General features: G+C 66.1%; 2 protein-coding genes. Both read right to left on the minus strand.

Annotation, left to right across the window (positions count from 1 at the left end):
• Position 1: 1 nt before the first annotated feature.
• A complete protein-coding gene (locus tag B195_RS13635) occupies positions 2 to 12,316 on the minus strand; it encodes a non-ribosomal peptide synthetase (RefSeq protein WP_100917170.1) in 12,315 nt (4,104 codons plus the stop codon).
• Positions 12,313 to 17,313, minus strand: a complete 5,001-nt coding sequence (locus B195_RS23100; RefSeq protein ID WP_238143967.1) for a non-ribosomal peptide synthetase — start codon at positions 17,311 to 17,313, stop codon at positions 12,313 to 12,315. The genes B195_RS13635 and B195_RS23100 overlap by 4 nt, the downstream gene beginning before the upstream one ends.
• Between the last annotated feature and the right edge of the window lie 13 nt (positions 17,314 to 17,326).

Below are 17,326 nucleotides of genomic sequence, written 5' to 3' on the forward strand. Positions count from 1 at the left end.
CTCAAACCTCGATTTCATCCAGCCAGCGGGCCATGTCATCCAGGCGCTCGCGATGCTCGACCGCCGCAGCGAACAAATCGCCCGGCAGTTGTAGGGCCAACTTCTGCACGGTGACGTGATCGAAGAAGGCGTTGATCGGCAGGTGACAACCGTGGCGCTGCTGCAGTTGGGCTCGCACTTGCATGACGCTCAGGGAGTGCCCGCCCAGTTCGAAGAAACTGTCGGTGACGCCGATCTGCTCCAGCCCCAGTACTTCGAGCCAGATGGCCACCAGCGCCCGTTCGGCATCGCTGCCCGGCGCTACATGGCCGCTGCTCGCGCCCTGCCCTTCGGGTTGCGGCAACTGCTTGCGATCTAGCTTGCCGTTGGCCGACAGCGGCATCGCCGGCAATTGCAGCAGGCGCCACGGCACCATGTATTCAGGAACGTGCTGCCCCAGATGAAATTTAAGCGCCGCTTCGTCGACGTCGGTGCCGACCCAGTAACCGAGCAGTTGATTGTCCCGGGCTATCACCACGCATTCGTGCACCGCGGCATGGGCCAGCAACACTGCTTCGATCTCTCCCAGCTCGATTCGCTGGCCGCGCAACTTGACCTGATGATCGAGACGGCCCAGATAGTCGATGGCACCGTCGGCGCGCCAGCGCGCCAGATCGCCACTGCGGTACATGCGCTCGCCGGGAGCACCGTAGGGATTGGCGACAAAGCGTTCCCCGGTCAACCCGGGACGACCCAGATAACCCCGGGCCAGATTGACCCCGGCGATGTACAACTCGCCGGCCACCCCCACCGGCACAGGATTCAAATCGGCATCGAGAATATGGATTTGCGTATTGGCGATCGGGCGCCCGATCGGCACGCTGTTGCCGTCCTCGCGGCAGGCCCATGACGTGACGTCAATGGCCGCTTCGGTCGGGCCATAGAGGTTGTGCAACTGACTGGCAGTTTGCCCCAGCACCTGACGCTGCAACTCGGCCGGCAAGGCTTCACCGCTGCAAATAATCCGCTTCAGTGAGGTGCAAAGGGGCAGTTCTCCGGCAGACACAAAGGCCTGCAACATCGACGGCACGAAGTGCAGCGTGGTGATGCCGTGCTCGACGATCAATTCGCGCAATATCTGCGGATCACGGTGGGCACCGGGTGGTGCCATCACCAGGGCCGCGCCGCTGAGCAGCGGCCAGAAGAACTCCCAGACCGAGACGTCGAAGCTGTAAGGGGTTTTTTGCAGCACCCGGTCGCCGGGGTTCAGGCCGTATTCGGCCTGCATCCATTGCAAACGATTGAGCAGCCCGGCATGACGATTACCGACGGCCTTGGGCTTGCCTGTGGAACCCGAGGTATACAGGCAGTACACCAGGTTTTCCGGGCCGATATCGACCTTGGGTGCAGTCTGCGGCTGAGTCGCCAGCGCCAGGTTTTCCAGTGCATGCATCGGTACCCCGGCAGCGCCGGACCAGCTGTCCAGCAGGTGCGCCTGGGTCAGTAACAACGGGCTGCCACTGTCGGTCAGCATCCCTTGCAACCGCTCCCGCGGGTGGTCCGGGTCCAGCGGCAGATACGCGCCACCGGCCTTGATCACCCCCAGCAGTGCCACCACCAGCTCCACCGAGCGTTCGGCGCACACCGCCACCGGTACATCCGGGCCAACGCCCTGAGTTTGCAGCCAGTGGGCCAGTTGATTGGCCCGGGCATCCAGTTCGCCATAGCTCAGTTGCATGTCTCCATACACCAGTGCCAAGGCATCGGGGGTGGCGCGCACCTGTTCGCCAATCATCGCCGCCAGGTGCGGATGCTCGGGGTAGCGGTTGGCGGTGGCATTCCACGTCTGAATCTGGCGGGTCTCGCCCGGGCTCAGCAATGTCAGGCTGGCCAGGGCCCGGGTGCTGTCTTCGAACTGTTGCAGCAAACCGCCAAGGTGCTCGCTGAAGCGCACCACGTCGGCTTCGGCAAAGGCGTCCCGGCGATAGCTGAATTCGATCTGCAACTGCGCACCGGCATGGATCACCAGGGTCAGCGGGTAGTGCGTGGTTTCGTGGCGCTGCAGCGGCGAGAAAGCCAGACCGCTGGCTTCGCCAAGGGCCTGTTCCACCGGATAGTTTTCGAACACCAGCAAGGTGTCGAACAGGGCCTGCCCGCCCTGCCCGGCCCAGCCCTGAATCTCGAACAGGGGCGTGTGTTCATGCTCGCGCAACGCGCTGTTGAAGGCCTGCAACTGGCGCAGCCAATCCCCGAGGGGCTGTTGCGCCGGCGGCGTCTGGATCACCGGCAAGGTGTTGATGAACAGCCCCAGGGTACGTTCGGCATCCACCAGTTGCGCCGGTCGCCCGGCCACCGTGGCGCCAAACGCCACCGTGGCCTGGCCGCTGTAGCGTTGCAGCAACAGGCTCCAGGCACCTTGCACCAGTGTGTTGAGGGTCACCCGCTCGCGACGGGCGATGGCCACCAGCCGCGCGGTCTGCTGCGCATCGCACTGCCAGTGGTGCTGGCGGTGACCACTGCCCACGGCTGCACCCTCGACGCTATTGGCCAGCAGGGTCGGCGCGTCCAGCCCGGCCAGACGCTCACGCCAGAAGGCCTGACGCTGGGCCGGGTGACGCTGTTGCAGCCACTGCAGGTAATCGACGAAACGCCCCGCCACTTCGGCGGGCGGTGTGCCCCGGTAGTGCTGCAAGACCTCGGCGATCAGCCGCGACGAGCTCCAGCCATCGAGCAACAGGTGATGACTGCTGAGGATCAATTGGTAGCGCTCATCCTCCAGGCGCACCAGCAACACCCGCAGCAAGGGCGCCCGGGCGAGGTCGAAACCGTCCTCGCGCTCTTCCCGGGCCAGATCCTCCACCGCCGTGACCCGGTCGCTGCGCTCGCGCCAGTCGAGCAGGCGCACCGGCGACGGCACGCTGCGGCGCACGGCCTGCAATGGCTGGTCCAGTCCTTCCCAGAGGAACCCGGTACGCAATACGTCATGCCGGGCCACGGTGCTGTCCCAGGCCTGGGCGAAGCGCGTGGCGTCTAGGCCGTCGATGGCCAGGCTCAACTGGTTGAGATAATGACTTTCGCCGGGGGCCTGCAAGGCATGGAACAACATGCCCTGCTGCAAGGGCGACAGCGGATAGAGCAACTCGGTATCGGCGGGCAGTTGCAGGCGCTCCAGGGCCTCCTGATCCAGCGCCGCCAGCGGGAAGTCCGACGGCGTGAAGCGTTGCGCGTCGGGGCTCAGGCAATGTTCGATCAAGCCTTGCAACTCATCCCGGCAAGCAGCGGCCAGACCCTCGACCCAGGCCCTGGACAGCCGCGCGCCGCTGTATTGCCAGTTCATCTGCAATTCACCCTGGCGCACCTGGGCATTGATGATCAATTCGTTGCCCAACGGTGCATCGGCCGCCTGATCGTCACCGCCGCGCTCGGCAGCGATGCTGAACAAGGCCTGGTGATCCAGGCCGCGATCGGTCTGGCCCAGGTAGTTGAAGGTGATCGACGGTTGCGCGGCATCAGCCAGCTCGGCGCGCACCCCGGGCTCGCCGAGATAGCGCAGCAAGCCGTAGCCCATGCCCTGGTCGGGCACCTGGCGCAGTTGTTCCTTGATCCCGCGAATCGCCACCCCCGCAGCCACGCCCGGGTCGGTTTGCAGACGCACCGGATACAGGCTGGTGAACCAGCCCACGCTGCGGCTCAGGTCCACATCGCTACAGCCCGCCGGCACTTCGCGGCCATGGCCCTCGAGGCCGACCAGCAGGCTTTCGCCACCGGTTTCGCGCAGCACCACCCGGGTCAGAGCGGTGAGCAGCAGTTCATCGACGCGACTGCGATAGGCCAGCGGTGCGCGGGTCAGCAACTGCCGGGTCAACGACTGGTCAAGCCGCACCTGGCACTCGCGCACCTGATCGCGGCGGCGACTGCCCGCCGGGTCCAGCAAGGGCAGACTGACCGCCCCCGGGGCCAGGGTGGCGCGCCAGAAGTCCATCTCGGCCAGACGTGCTGGCACCTCGGCCTGCAGCACTTCGCCCCAGCGCTGGAAAGCACTGCTTTTGTTACCAAGATCCAGCGCCTGGCCGGCCTGCAACTGGCCATAAGCGCGCTGCAAGTCTTCCAGCAGAATGCGCCAGGACACGCCGTCCACCACCAGGTGATGGGCGGCCAGCAACAGCCGCTGGCCATCCCCGGTGTCCAGTAACAGACCGCGCAACAGCGGCCCCTCACTCAGGTTCAAGCCGGCCTGAACGATGCTGCAAACGCTGGCCAGTTGCGCCGGGGCGCTGACCCGTACCTGTTCAAGGGGTACCGCCGCCGTGTCGGCGTGACTTTGCTGCCACACCCCCTGGGCGTCCCGGGTAAAGCGCAGGCGCAAGGCATCGTGCTGGGCCAGCAGCGCTTGCAGGGCGCGCTCCAGCAGCAGCGGGTCGAGGTTTTCCCGCGGTTGCAGCAATACCGACTGGTTCCAGTGCTGGCGAACCGTGATCGGGCTGTCGAAGAACCAGGCCTGGATCGGCGTCAGGGCCGCCGGCCCGGTCACCGGGCCCTGGACCCGGGCCACACTTGGCGCAACCCTGGCCACCTGGGCCAGAGCACGAATGGTCTGTTGCTCGAAAACATCCTTGGGGGTCAACAGCACCCCGGCCTGACGGGCACGCCCCACCAGTTGCAGGGAAACAATGGAGTCGCCGCCCAATTCAAAAAAGTTGTCGCTGGCGCCGACCCGCGCCGTACCCAGCAACTGCTGCCAGATCCCGGCCAGCACGGTTTCCACTTCGCCCAGGGGGGCGACGAATTCGCCGTCCTGCACCTGCCAGTCCGGGGTCGGCAAGGCCGACCGGTCGAGCTTGCCGTTCGGCGTCACCGGCAACTGCTCCAGCCAGATCAGCCGGGCCGGAATCATGTAGTCCGGCAAATGCCCGACCAGGGCCTGCTTGACCCGCGCTTCCAGGCCCGGCTCGGCGGCCGGGGTGCTGGCCACGCCGTAGGCGACCAGTCGCGGGCCGGTGGGTGAAGGCAAGGCCAGCACCACGCACGTCTGCACCTGCGGGTGTTGCTGGATATGCGCCTCGACCTCCCCGGGTTCGATGCGATAACCACGGATCTTGATTTGCTGATCGATGCGGCCGACGTATTCGATCACCCCGTCGACGCCCCACAACACCCGGTCACCGGTGCGGTACATGCGCGCCCCCGGTGCGCCGAACGGGTCAGGCACGAAGCGCTCGGCGCTCATGGCCGGGTGGCGGTGATATTCCCGGGCCAGACCGCTGCCTCCCAGGTACAGCTCGCCACTGACCCCGGCCGGCACCGGCTGCAGGCGCGCGTCGAGAATGTAGGCACGCCGGTCGCCGACAGGACGGCCGATGGGTGCGTAGGCCGACAGGCAGGCCTGACTGGCCGGCACCTTCCACACCAGGGGGGTGACCACGGTTTCGGTGGGGCCATAGCCATTGATCAGGGTGCGCGGCGCCAGGGTCTGGCGGATCAGCTCGAAATTGGCCTGGGGCATGGCTTCACCGCCGAAGGAGTACAGATCCAGCGCCGGGGCACGGCCCCGGGCCCGGGCTTCGGCGGCCAGTTGGGTCAGATACACCGGCGGGAAGCCGGCGTTGGTGACCTGCTGCTCTTCCAGGGTCTGCAGGGTGCGCGCCGCAGACCACAGTTCTTCGTCGCGCAGCACCAGGCTGGCACCGCAGGTCAGTGCAGTCAGCCAGCGCTCATGGGCACCGTCGAAAGCAAAGGAGATAAAGTGGAACTCCCGGGATTCGGCGCTCATGTCGTACAGCGGCGCAGTGGCATCACAGTGCATGGCCAACGGGCCATGGGCCACGGCCACGCCTTTGGGCGTGCCGCTGGAGCCGGAGGTGTAGATCAGGTACGCGAGATTCTGGGCATGCACCTGAACCCCGGGCACCTGATCGCTGTAGTTGTCCAGATCCAGCCGGTCGAGGTCGAGCATGGCCAGACCCGGGGTTTGCGGCAGGCGATCCAGGGCCATCCCCTCGGTGAGCAACAGGCTCATGCCGCTGTCGGCCAGGACGAAACCCAGACGTTCGCGCGGGTAATCCAGAGCCAGGGGGACGAAAGCCGCACCGGCCTTGGCCACTGCCAGCAACGCCACCAGCAGGCGGTTGGAACGCTGCAAAGCGACCCCGACCCGAACCTCGGGTCCGATACCACGGGCGATCAAGGCATGGGCCAGGCGGTTGGCCTGTGCCTCCAGTTCGCCACGGCTCAACTGCTGCCCCTCGCAAATCAGCGCAATGCGCTGCGGATCGGCCGCGGCATGGGCAGCAATACGCTGCTGGACACTGGTGAAGGCCGGGGCCGCGTAGTCCGAGCGGCTCCAGGCCATGAGTTGAGCCTGTTCGCCCGCGCTCAGCGGGCTGAGTGCGGCCAACGGCTGCAGCGCATCGGCACACAGGCCAAGCAACAGCTGCTGCAGGTGTCCGGCCAGGGCCTCGACCCGCTCCGGGGCGAACGCATCACGGCGGTAGCCAAAGGTGATGTCCAGGGTCTCGCCGGCGAAGATCGCCAGGGACAACGGATAGTGGGTGGCTTCAAGGGTGCTGGAGGCTTCGATACGCACGCCGCTGCGCTGGCGCATGGCGTGATCGACCGGGTAGTTCTCGAACACCAGCAGGCTGTCGAACAGGCTTTGACCGCTGAGCCCCGCCCAGCGCTGGATATCGGCCAGCGGAGTGTGCTCGAACTCGCCGGCATCGGCACTGCTGGCCTGCAGCTCGCGCAACCAGTCGCCCACCGGCTGTGCCGGAGCACCGCCAGCGATCACCGGCACGGTATTGATAAACAGGCCCACCACCGCTTCGGCATCATCCAGGGCCGCAGGACGGCCCGAGACCGTGGTGCCGAACACCACCCGGGACTGGCCGGTGTAGGTTTGCAGCAGCAGAATCCATGCGCCCTGCACCAGGGTATTGAGGGTCACCCGCTGTCGCCGGGCAAACTGGCGCAGGCGCTGGCTGTCTGCCGCCGACAGACCGCCACGGATCACCCCGTGACCGAGGGCCTGAGCAAGGTCCCGGGTGTCCCGGGGCGGCAGGCTCTGGGCCAGCAAAGTCGGGCCATCCAGGGTTGCCAGACGCCCTTGCCACCAGGCCTCGGCCGCCTGTTCATCCTGGGCGCCGAGCCAGGCGATGTAGTCGCGATACTGGCTGCGGGGTGCCCGCGGCCGTTCACCGGCGTAATGTTGCAGCACTTCGCCGATCAGTCGCGCGCTGCTCCAGCCGTCCAGCAGGATGTGGTGGAAGGTCCAGATCATCCGGCAGCGAGTGGCGTCCAGACGTAGCAACTGCACCCGTTGCAGCGGCAAGCGGTCCAGCTCGAAACCTTCGGCGCGTTCGCGGCGGGCCCAATCATCCAGCTCTTGCTGGCTGAGCCCGCGGGCGTCGTGCAATTGCGCTACGGCCGGGCCACGGCGCAATACGGCTTGCAACGGCGTATCGAGCCCGCTTTCCCAGAGGAACAGGCTGCGCAAGGTCGCGTGCTGCTCAACCGTGGTTTCCCAGGCCTGCAGGAAGCGTTGCAGGTCGAGGCCTTCGAGCACCACGTCGATCTGGTTGACGTAGGCCGACCGGGCATCCCCTTGCAGGCTGTGGAACAGCAGCCCCTGTTGCAGCGGCGACAGCGGGTACAGGTCCTCGACATCGCGGGCCGCCAGGGGCAAAGCGTCGAGCCGGGCCTGGCTCAAGCCCGCCAGCGGCACATCGGCCGGGGTCAGCGCGGCGTTTTCCGGGATCAGACAATAGGCGCCAAGCAAGCTCAGCTCGGCGCGCAGGTCGTCCAGCAGGGCTTCCAGCTGCGCAGCGCTGTAGTGCCGGGCATCGGCGCGGCCGTCGAATTGCAACTGGCCTTCCACCAGGCGGGCGTTGAGGGTCAAGGCATGGCTCAGCGGTGCAGCATCGTCGCGCTGGCGGCCCTGGGGTTCGCCGGCCAGGGCAAACAGGCGCTGGCCATCGAGGCTGGTGTCGTACTGCCCCAGGTAGTTGAACATCACCTGTGGCCGCGGCTGTGCCTCAAGCAATGCCCGGGCAGACGCCGGGCCGAGATAGCGTAACGCGCCGTAGCCGATGCCCTTGTTCGGCACCTGACGCAGTTGTTCCTTGATCGCCTTGATCGCCGAGCCCAGATCCCCCGGGCCCGGGCTCAGACGCACCGGGTACAGGCTGGTGAACCAGCCGACGCTGCGCTCGATATCCAGGCCTTCGCCGAAAGGTGCGGGCAACGCATCGCGGCCATGGCCTTCGAGCTCGACGCTCAGGCCGTCCTGTGCGCTCTGGCGGCACAGGACCCGGGCCAGGGCCACCAGCAACAATTCATCCAGACGCGTGCGATAGGCCGCCGGCGCCTCTTTTTGCAAACGCCGGGTCAGTTCCGCCGGCAGGCGCAGGCGGCGCTCCACGGCCTGGCCTTCACAGCCCAAAGCCATTAGCGGCTGCCCTGCGGTCTGCGCGCACCAGTAGTGCAGTTCATCGAGCAGCGCCGGGCTGGCGGCGAATGCCTGCAAACGCTGGCCCCACTGGGCGAAGCTGGCGCCCACCGGTGCCAGGGTCACGCTCTGGCCGGCCGTCAGCTGGCGATAGGCCTGCTGCAAATCTTCCACCAGGACACGCCAGGACACGCCGTCCACCACCAGGTGATGAACCACGATCAGCAGGCGCTGGCTGCCATCCCCCAGGGTCAGCAAGGCGGCCCGCAGCAGAGGGCCGCGGCCCAGATCCAGGCTGGTCTGCAAGCGCTCGGCCTCGCGCAGGAACACCTCGGCGTCCGGGGCATCCACTTCCACCAGCCAGTCCTCGGCGCAGTGCTCGCTGTAGCCTTGTTGCCAGACGCCCATGGCGTCCTGTTCGTAGCGCAGGCGCAGGCTGGCATGCTGTTGGGCCAGGGCCGCCAGGCTGGCGCGCAGGGGTTCGACCTGCAGCGCCTGCAACGGGCGCAATAACGCCGACTGGTTCCAGTGCTGACGCTGCGGGATATCCTGGCCGAAAAAATACTGCTGGATCGGTGTCAGTGGCGCCGGGCCGACCGTTACCGCCTGCTGCAGCTCGCCACCCTGGGTCACGCAGCGCGCCGCCCGGGCCAGGGCCGCCAGTGTCGGGTGCAGGAACAGGTCGCGGGGGCTCAGTTGCCAGCCGGCCTGACGCACCCGGCTGATCACTTGCAGGGACAGGATGGAGTCGCCGCCCAGTTCGAAGAAGTTGTCGCCAAGCCCTACCTGATCCTGGCCCAGCACCTCGGCCCAGATGGTCGCCAGGGTCTGTTCGATTTCGCTGCCGGGTGCCAAATAGTCTTCGGTCACCTGCCCCTGGGGTTGCGGCAACTGCTTGCGATCCAGCTTGCCGTTGGCCGACAGCGGCATCGCCGGCAATTGCAGCAGACGCCACGGCACCATGTATTCAGGGAGGTGGCGGGCCAGATGGGCCTTGAGGACATCCTCCTCGATGGCAGCGCCCACCCAGTAGCCGATCAGCTTGTCGTCCCGGGCTATGACCACGCTTTCCTGAACATTGGCGTGGCTCAGCAACAGCGCTTCAATCTCCCCCAGTTCGATACGCAGACCACGCAATTTCACCTGATGATCGAGACGGCCCAGATAGTCGATGGCGCCATCGGCGCGCCAGCGTGCCAGGTCGCCACTGCGGTACATGCGCTCCCCGGGAGCGCCGTAGGGGTTGGCGACAAAGCGTTCGGCAGTCAGTGCCGGACGGCCCTGATAGCCCCGGGCCAGATTGACCCCGGCGATGTATAACTCCCCTGCCACGCCCACCGGCAGCGGATTCAGATCGGGATCAAGAATATGGATTTGTGTATTGGCGATCGGGCGGCCAATGGGCACGCTGTTGCCGTCTTCGCGACAGGCCCAGGAGGTGACGTCGATGGCCGCTTCGGTCGGACCGTAGAGGTTGTGCAACTCGCTGGCGGTTTGCCCCAGCACCTGACGCTGCAACTCGGCCGGCAAGGCTTCACCGCTGCAAATGATCCGCTTCAGTGAGGTGCAAAGGGGCAGTTCGCCGGCAGTCACAAAGGCCTGCAACATCGACGGCACGAAGTGCAGCGTGGTGATGCGGTGCGCGACGATCAGTTCACGCAAGGCCTGTGGATCACGGTGGGCACCCGGTGGCGCCATCACCAGTGCCGCGCCGCTGAGTAGCGGCCAGAAGAACTCCCAGACCGAGACGTCGAAGCTGTAGGGGGTTTTTTGCAGCACCCGGTCGCTGGCATTTAATCCGTATTCGGCTTGCATCCATTGCAGGCGATTGAGCAACCCGGCGTGGCGGTTGCCCACCGCCTTGGGCTTACCGGTGGAGCCCGAGGTGTACAGGCAGTACACCAGGTTTTCCGGGGCGATATCGACCTTGGGTGCAGTCTGCGGCTGGGTCGCCAGCGCCAGGTTTTCCAGTGCATGCACCGCTACATCGGCAGCGCCGGACCACTTCTCCAGTAAGTGATTCTGGGTCAGCAACAACGGGCTGCCACTGTCGGCCAGCATCCCTTGCAGACGCTCAAGGGGCAGATCAGGGTCCAGGGGCAAGTACGCGCCACCGGCCTTGATCACCCCCAGCAGTGCCACCACCAGTTCCACGGAGCGCTCGGCACACACCGCCACCGGTACGTCCGGACCAATGCCCTGGCCTTGCAGCCAGTGGGCCAGTTGATTGGCCCGAGCATCCAGCTCGCCATAGCTCAGTTGCGTGTCGCCATACACCAGCGCCAGGGCATCGGGGGTGGTAAGCACCTGTTCGGCGATCAGGGCTGGCAGGCTCGGGTACTGCGGATAGTCTTCGCGGGTGGCATTCCAGCCTGTCAGTTGCTGTTGCTCCGCCGCTGTCAGCGGCTGCAGTTCATGCAGCGCGCGTTGCGGCTGCTCCAGCAATTGCTCGAGCAGGTACAGAAAATGCGTGTGCCAGGCGTGCACGGTGGACGCTTCGAACAGGTCGGTGGCGTAACTGAAGGTGGCGGTGATCTGACCCTGAGGGTTTTCCTCGGTGGTCAGGGCCAGGTCCAGCTGAGCGGTTTCGGCAGCCTGCTCCAGGCGCTCGAACACCAGCCCGCCCGCCTGCAACTGGCTGTCGCCGCGCTGCAAGTGGTTGTACAGCACCTGGAAGAGCGGGTTGCGGCCAAGGCTGCGCTGGGGTTGCAGCGCTTCGACCAATTGTTCGAAAGGCAGGTCCTGATGGGCCTGGGCCTGCAACGCTTGCTCACGCACAGCCTTGAGCTGATCGATAAAGGATTGGCGGCGCGAGATCTGCAGCGGCCAGACCTGAGTGTTGACGAAGCAACCGATCAAACCCTGGGTCGCTTGCGCCTGACGATTGGCCACCGGGATCCCGACCCGCAATTGCCCCTGGCCGCACAGGCGGCTGAGCCACACACCGTAGGCGGCCAGCAGAACCATGAACGGCGTGGCCTGTTGCTCCCGGGCGAACTGGCGCAAGCGGCTGCTGGTGGCATCGGGCAAGGTCTTGCCGACCCGCGCCCCGCGGTAGCTGGGCAAGCCGGGACGCAGGTGGTCCACCGGCAACTCCAGCACCGGTTCCTCACTGCCCAGGCGCTCGCGCCAATAGGCCAGTTGCTGCTCGCTCTCGCCGGACTCCAGCCACAGCCGCTGCCAGCGCGCATAGTCGCTGTATTGCACATCGAGGTCGGGCAACGGGCTGGCGTCGCCCCCCAGGTGACGGGCATAACCGCTGGCCATTTCCTGGACAAACAGCTCCATCGACACACCGTCGGCAACGATGTGATGCAGGGTCACCAGCAAGGCGTGACGCTGCTCGGCGCAACGCACCAGGCACAGGCGCAGCAAAGGCCCCAGGGTCAGGTCGAAGGGTTGTCGCGCCTGATCCTGGGCCAGGCGCATCAAGGCTGCGTCCCGGGCCCGGGGCGACAATTCGCTGAGGTCTTCGCGAGCGAATACCAGCCCGCACTCAGCGGCGTCATGCACCCGCACCCGGGGCTCACCGCCCTCTTCGGGAAAGTCGCTGCGCAGTACTGCGTGGCGGGCGACGATATCGGCCAGGGCAGCGTCCAGCGCCGCCTCGTTGAGTTCCCCGGTGAGTTGCAGCCCGCCGGTAATGTGATAAGCGCTTGAGGTCGGTTCCAGTTGCCACAGCAGCCACAGCCGGTGCTGGCTGTAGGACAGCGCACCCGCAGCCCCGGCAGGTGCCGGGACTATTGGCAGACGCCGGGCATCGATGCCTTTTTCCCGCAGCTGTTGCAGGAACAGCCGCTGCTTTTCCCCTGGAAGAGCATTGAGCCGTTCGGCCAGCGGGCGCAACGGATCGTCACGGTGGCTGGGGCCTCGGGCTTGGCTCAGGTCATTCATTCAATGCGCTCCAGTTCATTCAGCAATTGGGTCATGGCGTCCACCTCATCTTCGGGGGCGTGCGCCGGAATGTGCTCCAGGTGCCGAGCAAGCGCCTCGACCGTCGGTGTTTCGAACACCGCGCCGAGGTGAATCTGTACGCCTAACTGGTGGCGAATCTGCGAGGCCAGGCGGGTCGCCAGCAGCGAGTGCCCGCCCAGCTCGAAAAAGTCATCCGTCACACCGACCCGCTCCACACCCAGCACCTCGGACCAGATTCTGGCCAGGGCGCGCTCGGCGTCATTGCGGGGCTCGACATAGCCAGTGGCAGCGGCTTGCGCCTCGACCTGCGGCAACTGCTTGCGATCCAGCTTGCCGTTGGCCGAGAGCGGCATCGCCGGCAATTGCAGCAGTCGCCACGGCACCATGTATTCAGGAACGTGCTGACCCAGATGAAATTTAAGCGCGGCTTCGTCGGCGTCGGTGCCGACCCAGTAGCCGAGCAGCTGATTGTCCCGGGCTATCACCACGCATTCGTGCACCGCGGCATGGGCCAGCAACACTGCTTCGATCTCTCCCAGCTCGATTCGCTGGCCGCGCAACTTGACCTGATGATCGAGACGACCCAGGTAGTCGATGGCACCGTCGGCGCGCCAGCGTGCCAGGTCGCCACTGCGGTACATGCGCTCGCCGGGAGCACCGTAGGGGTTGGCGACAAAGCGTTCGGCAGTCAGTGCCGGACGGCCCTGATAGCCCCGGGCCAGATTGACCCCGGCGATGTACAGCTCGCCCGCCACCCCCACCGGCACAGGATTGAGATCGGCATCGAGAATATGGATTTGCGTATTGGCGATCGGACGCCCGATAGGCACGCTGTTGCCGTCTTCGCGGCAGGCCCATGACGTGACGTCGATGGCCGCTTCGGTCGGGCCGTAAAGGTTGTGCAACTGGCTGGCGGTTTGTCCCAACACCTGACGCTGCAACTCGGCCGGCAAGGCTTCTCCGCTGCAAATGATCCGTTTCAGCGAAGTGCAAAGGGGCAGTTCGCCGGCAGACACAAAGGCCTGCAACATCGACGGCACGAAGTGCAGCGTGGTGATGCCGTGCTCCACAATCAGTTCGCGCAAGGCCCGTGGATCACGGTGGGCACCGGGTGGTGCCATCACCAGTGCCGCGCCGCTGAGCAGCGGCCAGAAGAACTCCCAGACCGAGACGTCGAAGCTGTAGGGGGTTTTTTGCAGCACCCGGTCGCTGGCATTTAATCCGTATTCGTCCTGCATCCATTGCAGGCGATTGAGCAACCCGGCATGGCGATTACCGACGGCCTTCGGCTTGCCGGTGGAACCCGAGGTATACAGGCAGTACACCAGGTTTTCCGGGTTGATATCGACCTTGGGTGCAGTCTGCGGCTGAGTCGTCAGCGCCAGGTTTTCCAGCGCATGCACCGGTACACCGGCAGCACCGGACCAGCTGTCCAGCAGGTGTGCCTGGGTCAGCAACAACGGGCTGCCGCTGTCAGTCAACATGCTTTGCAGGCGCTCCCGCGGGTGATCAGGGTCCAGCGGCAAGTACGCGCCACCGGCCTTGATCACCCCCAGCAATGCCACCACCAGTTCCACCGAGCGCTCGGCGCACACCGCCACCGGTACATCCGGGCCAACGCCCTGAGTTTGCAGCCAGTGGGCCAGTTGATTGGCCCGGGCATCCAGTTCGCCATAGCTCAGTTGCGTGTCGCCATACACCAGCGCCAGAGCATCGGGGGTGGCGCGCACCTGTTCGGCAATCAAGGCTGGCAGGCTCGGGTACTGCGCATAGTTGAACCGGGTCGCGTTCCACTGCGAGAGCCGCTGCTGTTCTGCGTTATCGAGCATCTGCAACTGGCCAAGGCGCACCTTTGACGGCCCCTGCGCCTCGGCCGCCATGGCCAGCAGCAGGTTCTGCAAATGCTCACCGAGGCGCGCCACGCTGGCAGGGTCGAAGGCACTCAACAGGTAACTCAATTGCAGGTCCAGGGTGTCACCCGCGTGGATCACCACAGTCAAGGGGTAATGGGTGGTTTCCCGCGAAATCACCTGGCCGAATTGCACGCCGCTGCCGCTGCGCAGGGCGCTGTCCACCGGGTAGTTCTCGAACACCAGCACAGTGTCGAACAGCGCCCGGCCACCCTGCCCGGCCCAACGCTGGATATCGAACAGCGGCGTATGTTCATGCTCACGTACCGCCAGGTTCAGCGATTGCAAATCCCGCAGCCAGTCCCCCAGCAAGCGCTGCGGCCCGGGCGCCTGAATGATCGGCAAGGTATTGATAAACAGCCCCAGCACGCGCTCGGCATCGGCCAGGGCGGTCGGGCGACCGGCCACTGTGGCGCCGAAAGCCACGCTGCGCTGCCCGCTGTAGCGCTGCAACAACAGGCTCCAGGCACCTTGCAGCAAGGTGTTGAGGGTCACCCGCTCGCGCCGGGCAAACGCCCCCAGCGCCGAGGTCACGTCCGGGGCCAGTTGCAGGCGCAGGTCACCATGCCCGCTGCGGGCCGGTACCGCCGGCAAGGCATCGGCCAGCAGGGTCGGTTGCTCCAGCTCGCACAGTTGCTGGCTCCAGAATTGCTGGCTCGACGCGCCCTCCTGACGGCCCAGCCAGGCCAGGTAATCGCGGTAGCGGCTGGCCCCCGCCGCGGGCGTTTGACCGCGGTAATGCAACAGCACTTCTTCGATCAGGCGCGCCGTGGCCCAGCCATCGAGCAGGATGTGATGGCGGGTCCAGATCAATTGGTAGGCGCTTTCGCCCAGACGCACCAGCAACACCCGTTGCAGCGGTGGCCGGCGCAGGTCGAAGCCCTGATCGCGCTCGGCATCGGCCAGTTCGGCCAGTTCCAGGCGCGCCTGTTCGGCGCCGCGTTCGCGCCAGTCAAGATGGCGCACCGGCGAAGGTAACTGGCGGTGGATCCATTGCAGGGGCTGGGGCAAGTCGCCTTCCCAGGCGAAACCGGCCCGCAGGATCCCGTGCTCATGGCTGACCCGCTCCCAGGCTGCGGCGAAGCGCAGGCCATCGACATCGCTCAGCGGCACGCAGACCTGATTGACATAGGCACTGCCCGCGGCGCCTTGCAGGGCATGAAACAGCATGCCCTGTTGCAGCGGTGACAAGGGGTAAAGGTCTTCGAGGTCGGCGGCGGCCACCGGCAGTGCGTCCAGTTGCGCCTGACTGATGCTCGCCAGCGGGAAGTCCGAGGGTGTGACCCCGGCAGCGCCGGGGCTCAGGCAATGGTCGATCAGCGTGCCCAGGCTCGCCAGGTAGTCCTCGGCCAGACCTTGCACCAGCTCGCTGTCGAAACGCTCGCAGCCATAGCGCCAGCTCAGTTGCAGGCAGCCGTCGCGCACTTGACCGGTGATCACCCATTCGCTGTCGGCATCGGCACTCGGGTCCAGGGACGCACCCAGGTGTTCCCCGGCCAGGTCGAACAGGCCGTCGGCCAGGCGGCCCGGGTCGAACTGCCCCAGATAGTTGAAGGTGATTTGCGGCGCCGTGCGGGACGCCAGCCGGCGGGCCAGATCGTCCTCGCCCAGATAGCGCAACACGCCGTAGCCCAGGCCCTGGCCGGGCACCTGGCGCACTTGTTCCTTGATCGCCTTGATCGCTTCACCGGGTGCGCGGCTGCCGGGGGCCAGGCGCAACGGGTACAGGGCGGTGAACCAGCCGACGCTGCGGCTCAGGTCCAGTTGGTCCGGGGCATCGGGCCCCGGTGTGCGGCCGTGACTTTCCAGGAGGATGTCCAGTGCCGGCTGACCACTCCATTGGCACAGGGTACGGGCCAGCGCGGCCAGCAGCAGTTCGTCGATCCGCGTGCGATAGGCCGCGTGGGCCGCCCCCAGCAAGGCGCGGGTCCGCGCCGGGTCGAGCTGCACCTGCACCCGGGCCGTCGCGCCGAGGGCACGGCTGCCTTGGGGCCGCGGCACCCGCAACGGGGTTGCCGTGGTCTCGGCATACGCCTGCCAGTAGGCCAGCTCGCTGTCGCCCAGCCCTTGGCGCTGCCAGCTTGCCAGGTGCTCGCCCCAGGCCTTGAAGCTGCTGGTACGCGCAGCCAGATGCAGCGCTGAACCGGCCAGCGCCTGGGTATAAAGCTGTGCCAGATCTTCGAGCAGGATGCGCCAGGACACGCCATCCACCACCAGGTGATGGGCCACCAGCAACAGCCGTTGCTGGCCATCGCCCAGTTGCATCAACACTGCCTTGAACAAAGGCCCCTGACCCAATTGAAAACCGCGCTGGGCCGCTTCGCATACGGCGCTGATCGCCTCGGGCCGGCTCAGGGTCAAGCACTCCAGCAACCCGGGGGCGTCGGTGCCATGACTGGCGCTCCACTGCCCGTCCAGCTGCCGGAATTGCAGGCGCAAAGCATCGTGGTGGGCGAACAGCGCGGTCAGTGCCTCATCCAGAGCAGCAGGCTCCAGGCTGTGCAGCGGGCGCAGCAATAATGCCTGGTTCCAGTGGCCCGCAACCGGCACCGCCTGGGCGAAAAAATGCGCCTGAATCGGGGTGACCGGGGCCGCGCCCTGAACCGGACCGCTGTCAGCGCTGGCCTGCTCCAGAGGCACAGCGACACGGGCCAGGGCAGCGATGGTTTGATGCTCGAACAGGTCCCGCGGATTGAGCTGCCAACCGGCGCGGCGCATCCGGCTGATCACTTGCAGGGACAGAATCGAATCGCCCCCCAGCTCGAAGAAATTGTCGCTGATCCCGACCTGCTCCTGACCCAGCACCTCGGCCCAGATGGTCGCCAGGGCCTGCTGGATTTCGCTGGCGGGTGCCACATAGTCTTCGGTCACCTGCCCCTGGGGTTGCGGCAACTGCTTGCGATCCAGCTTGCCGTTGGCCGACAGCGGCATCGCCTCCAGCTGCAGCAGACGCCACGGCACCATGTATTCAGGAAGGTGGCGGGCCAGATGGGCCTTGAGGGCATCCTCCTCGATGGCAGCGCCCACCCAGTAGCCGATCAGCTTGTCGTCCCGGGCTATGACCACGCTTTCCTGAACA

This window comes from Pseudomonas sp. Lz4W (assembly GCF_000346225.2).
Classification (GTDB): domain Bacteria; phylum Pseudomonadota; class Gammaproteobacteria; order Pseudomonadales; family Pseudomonadaceae; genus Aquipseudomonas; species Aquipseudomonas paraversuta.

Coding starts and splice junctions, on each gene's coding strand:
- B195_RS13635 (WP_100917170.1), bottom strand. CDS start 12,316: ATGAATGACCTGAGCCAAGCCCGAGGCCCCAGCCACCGTGACGATCCG.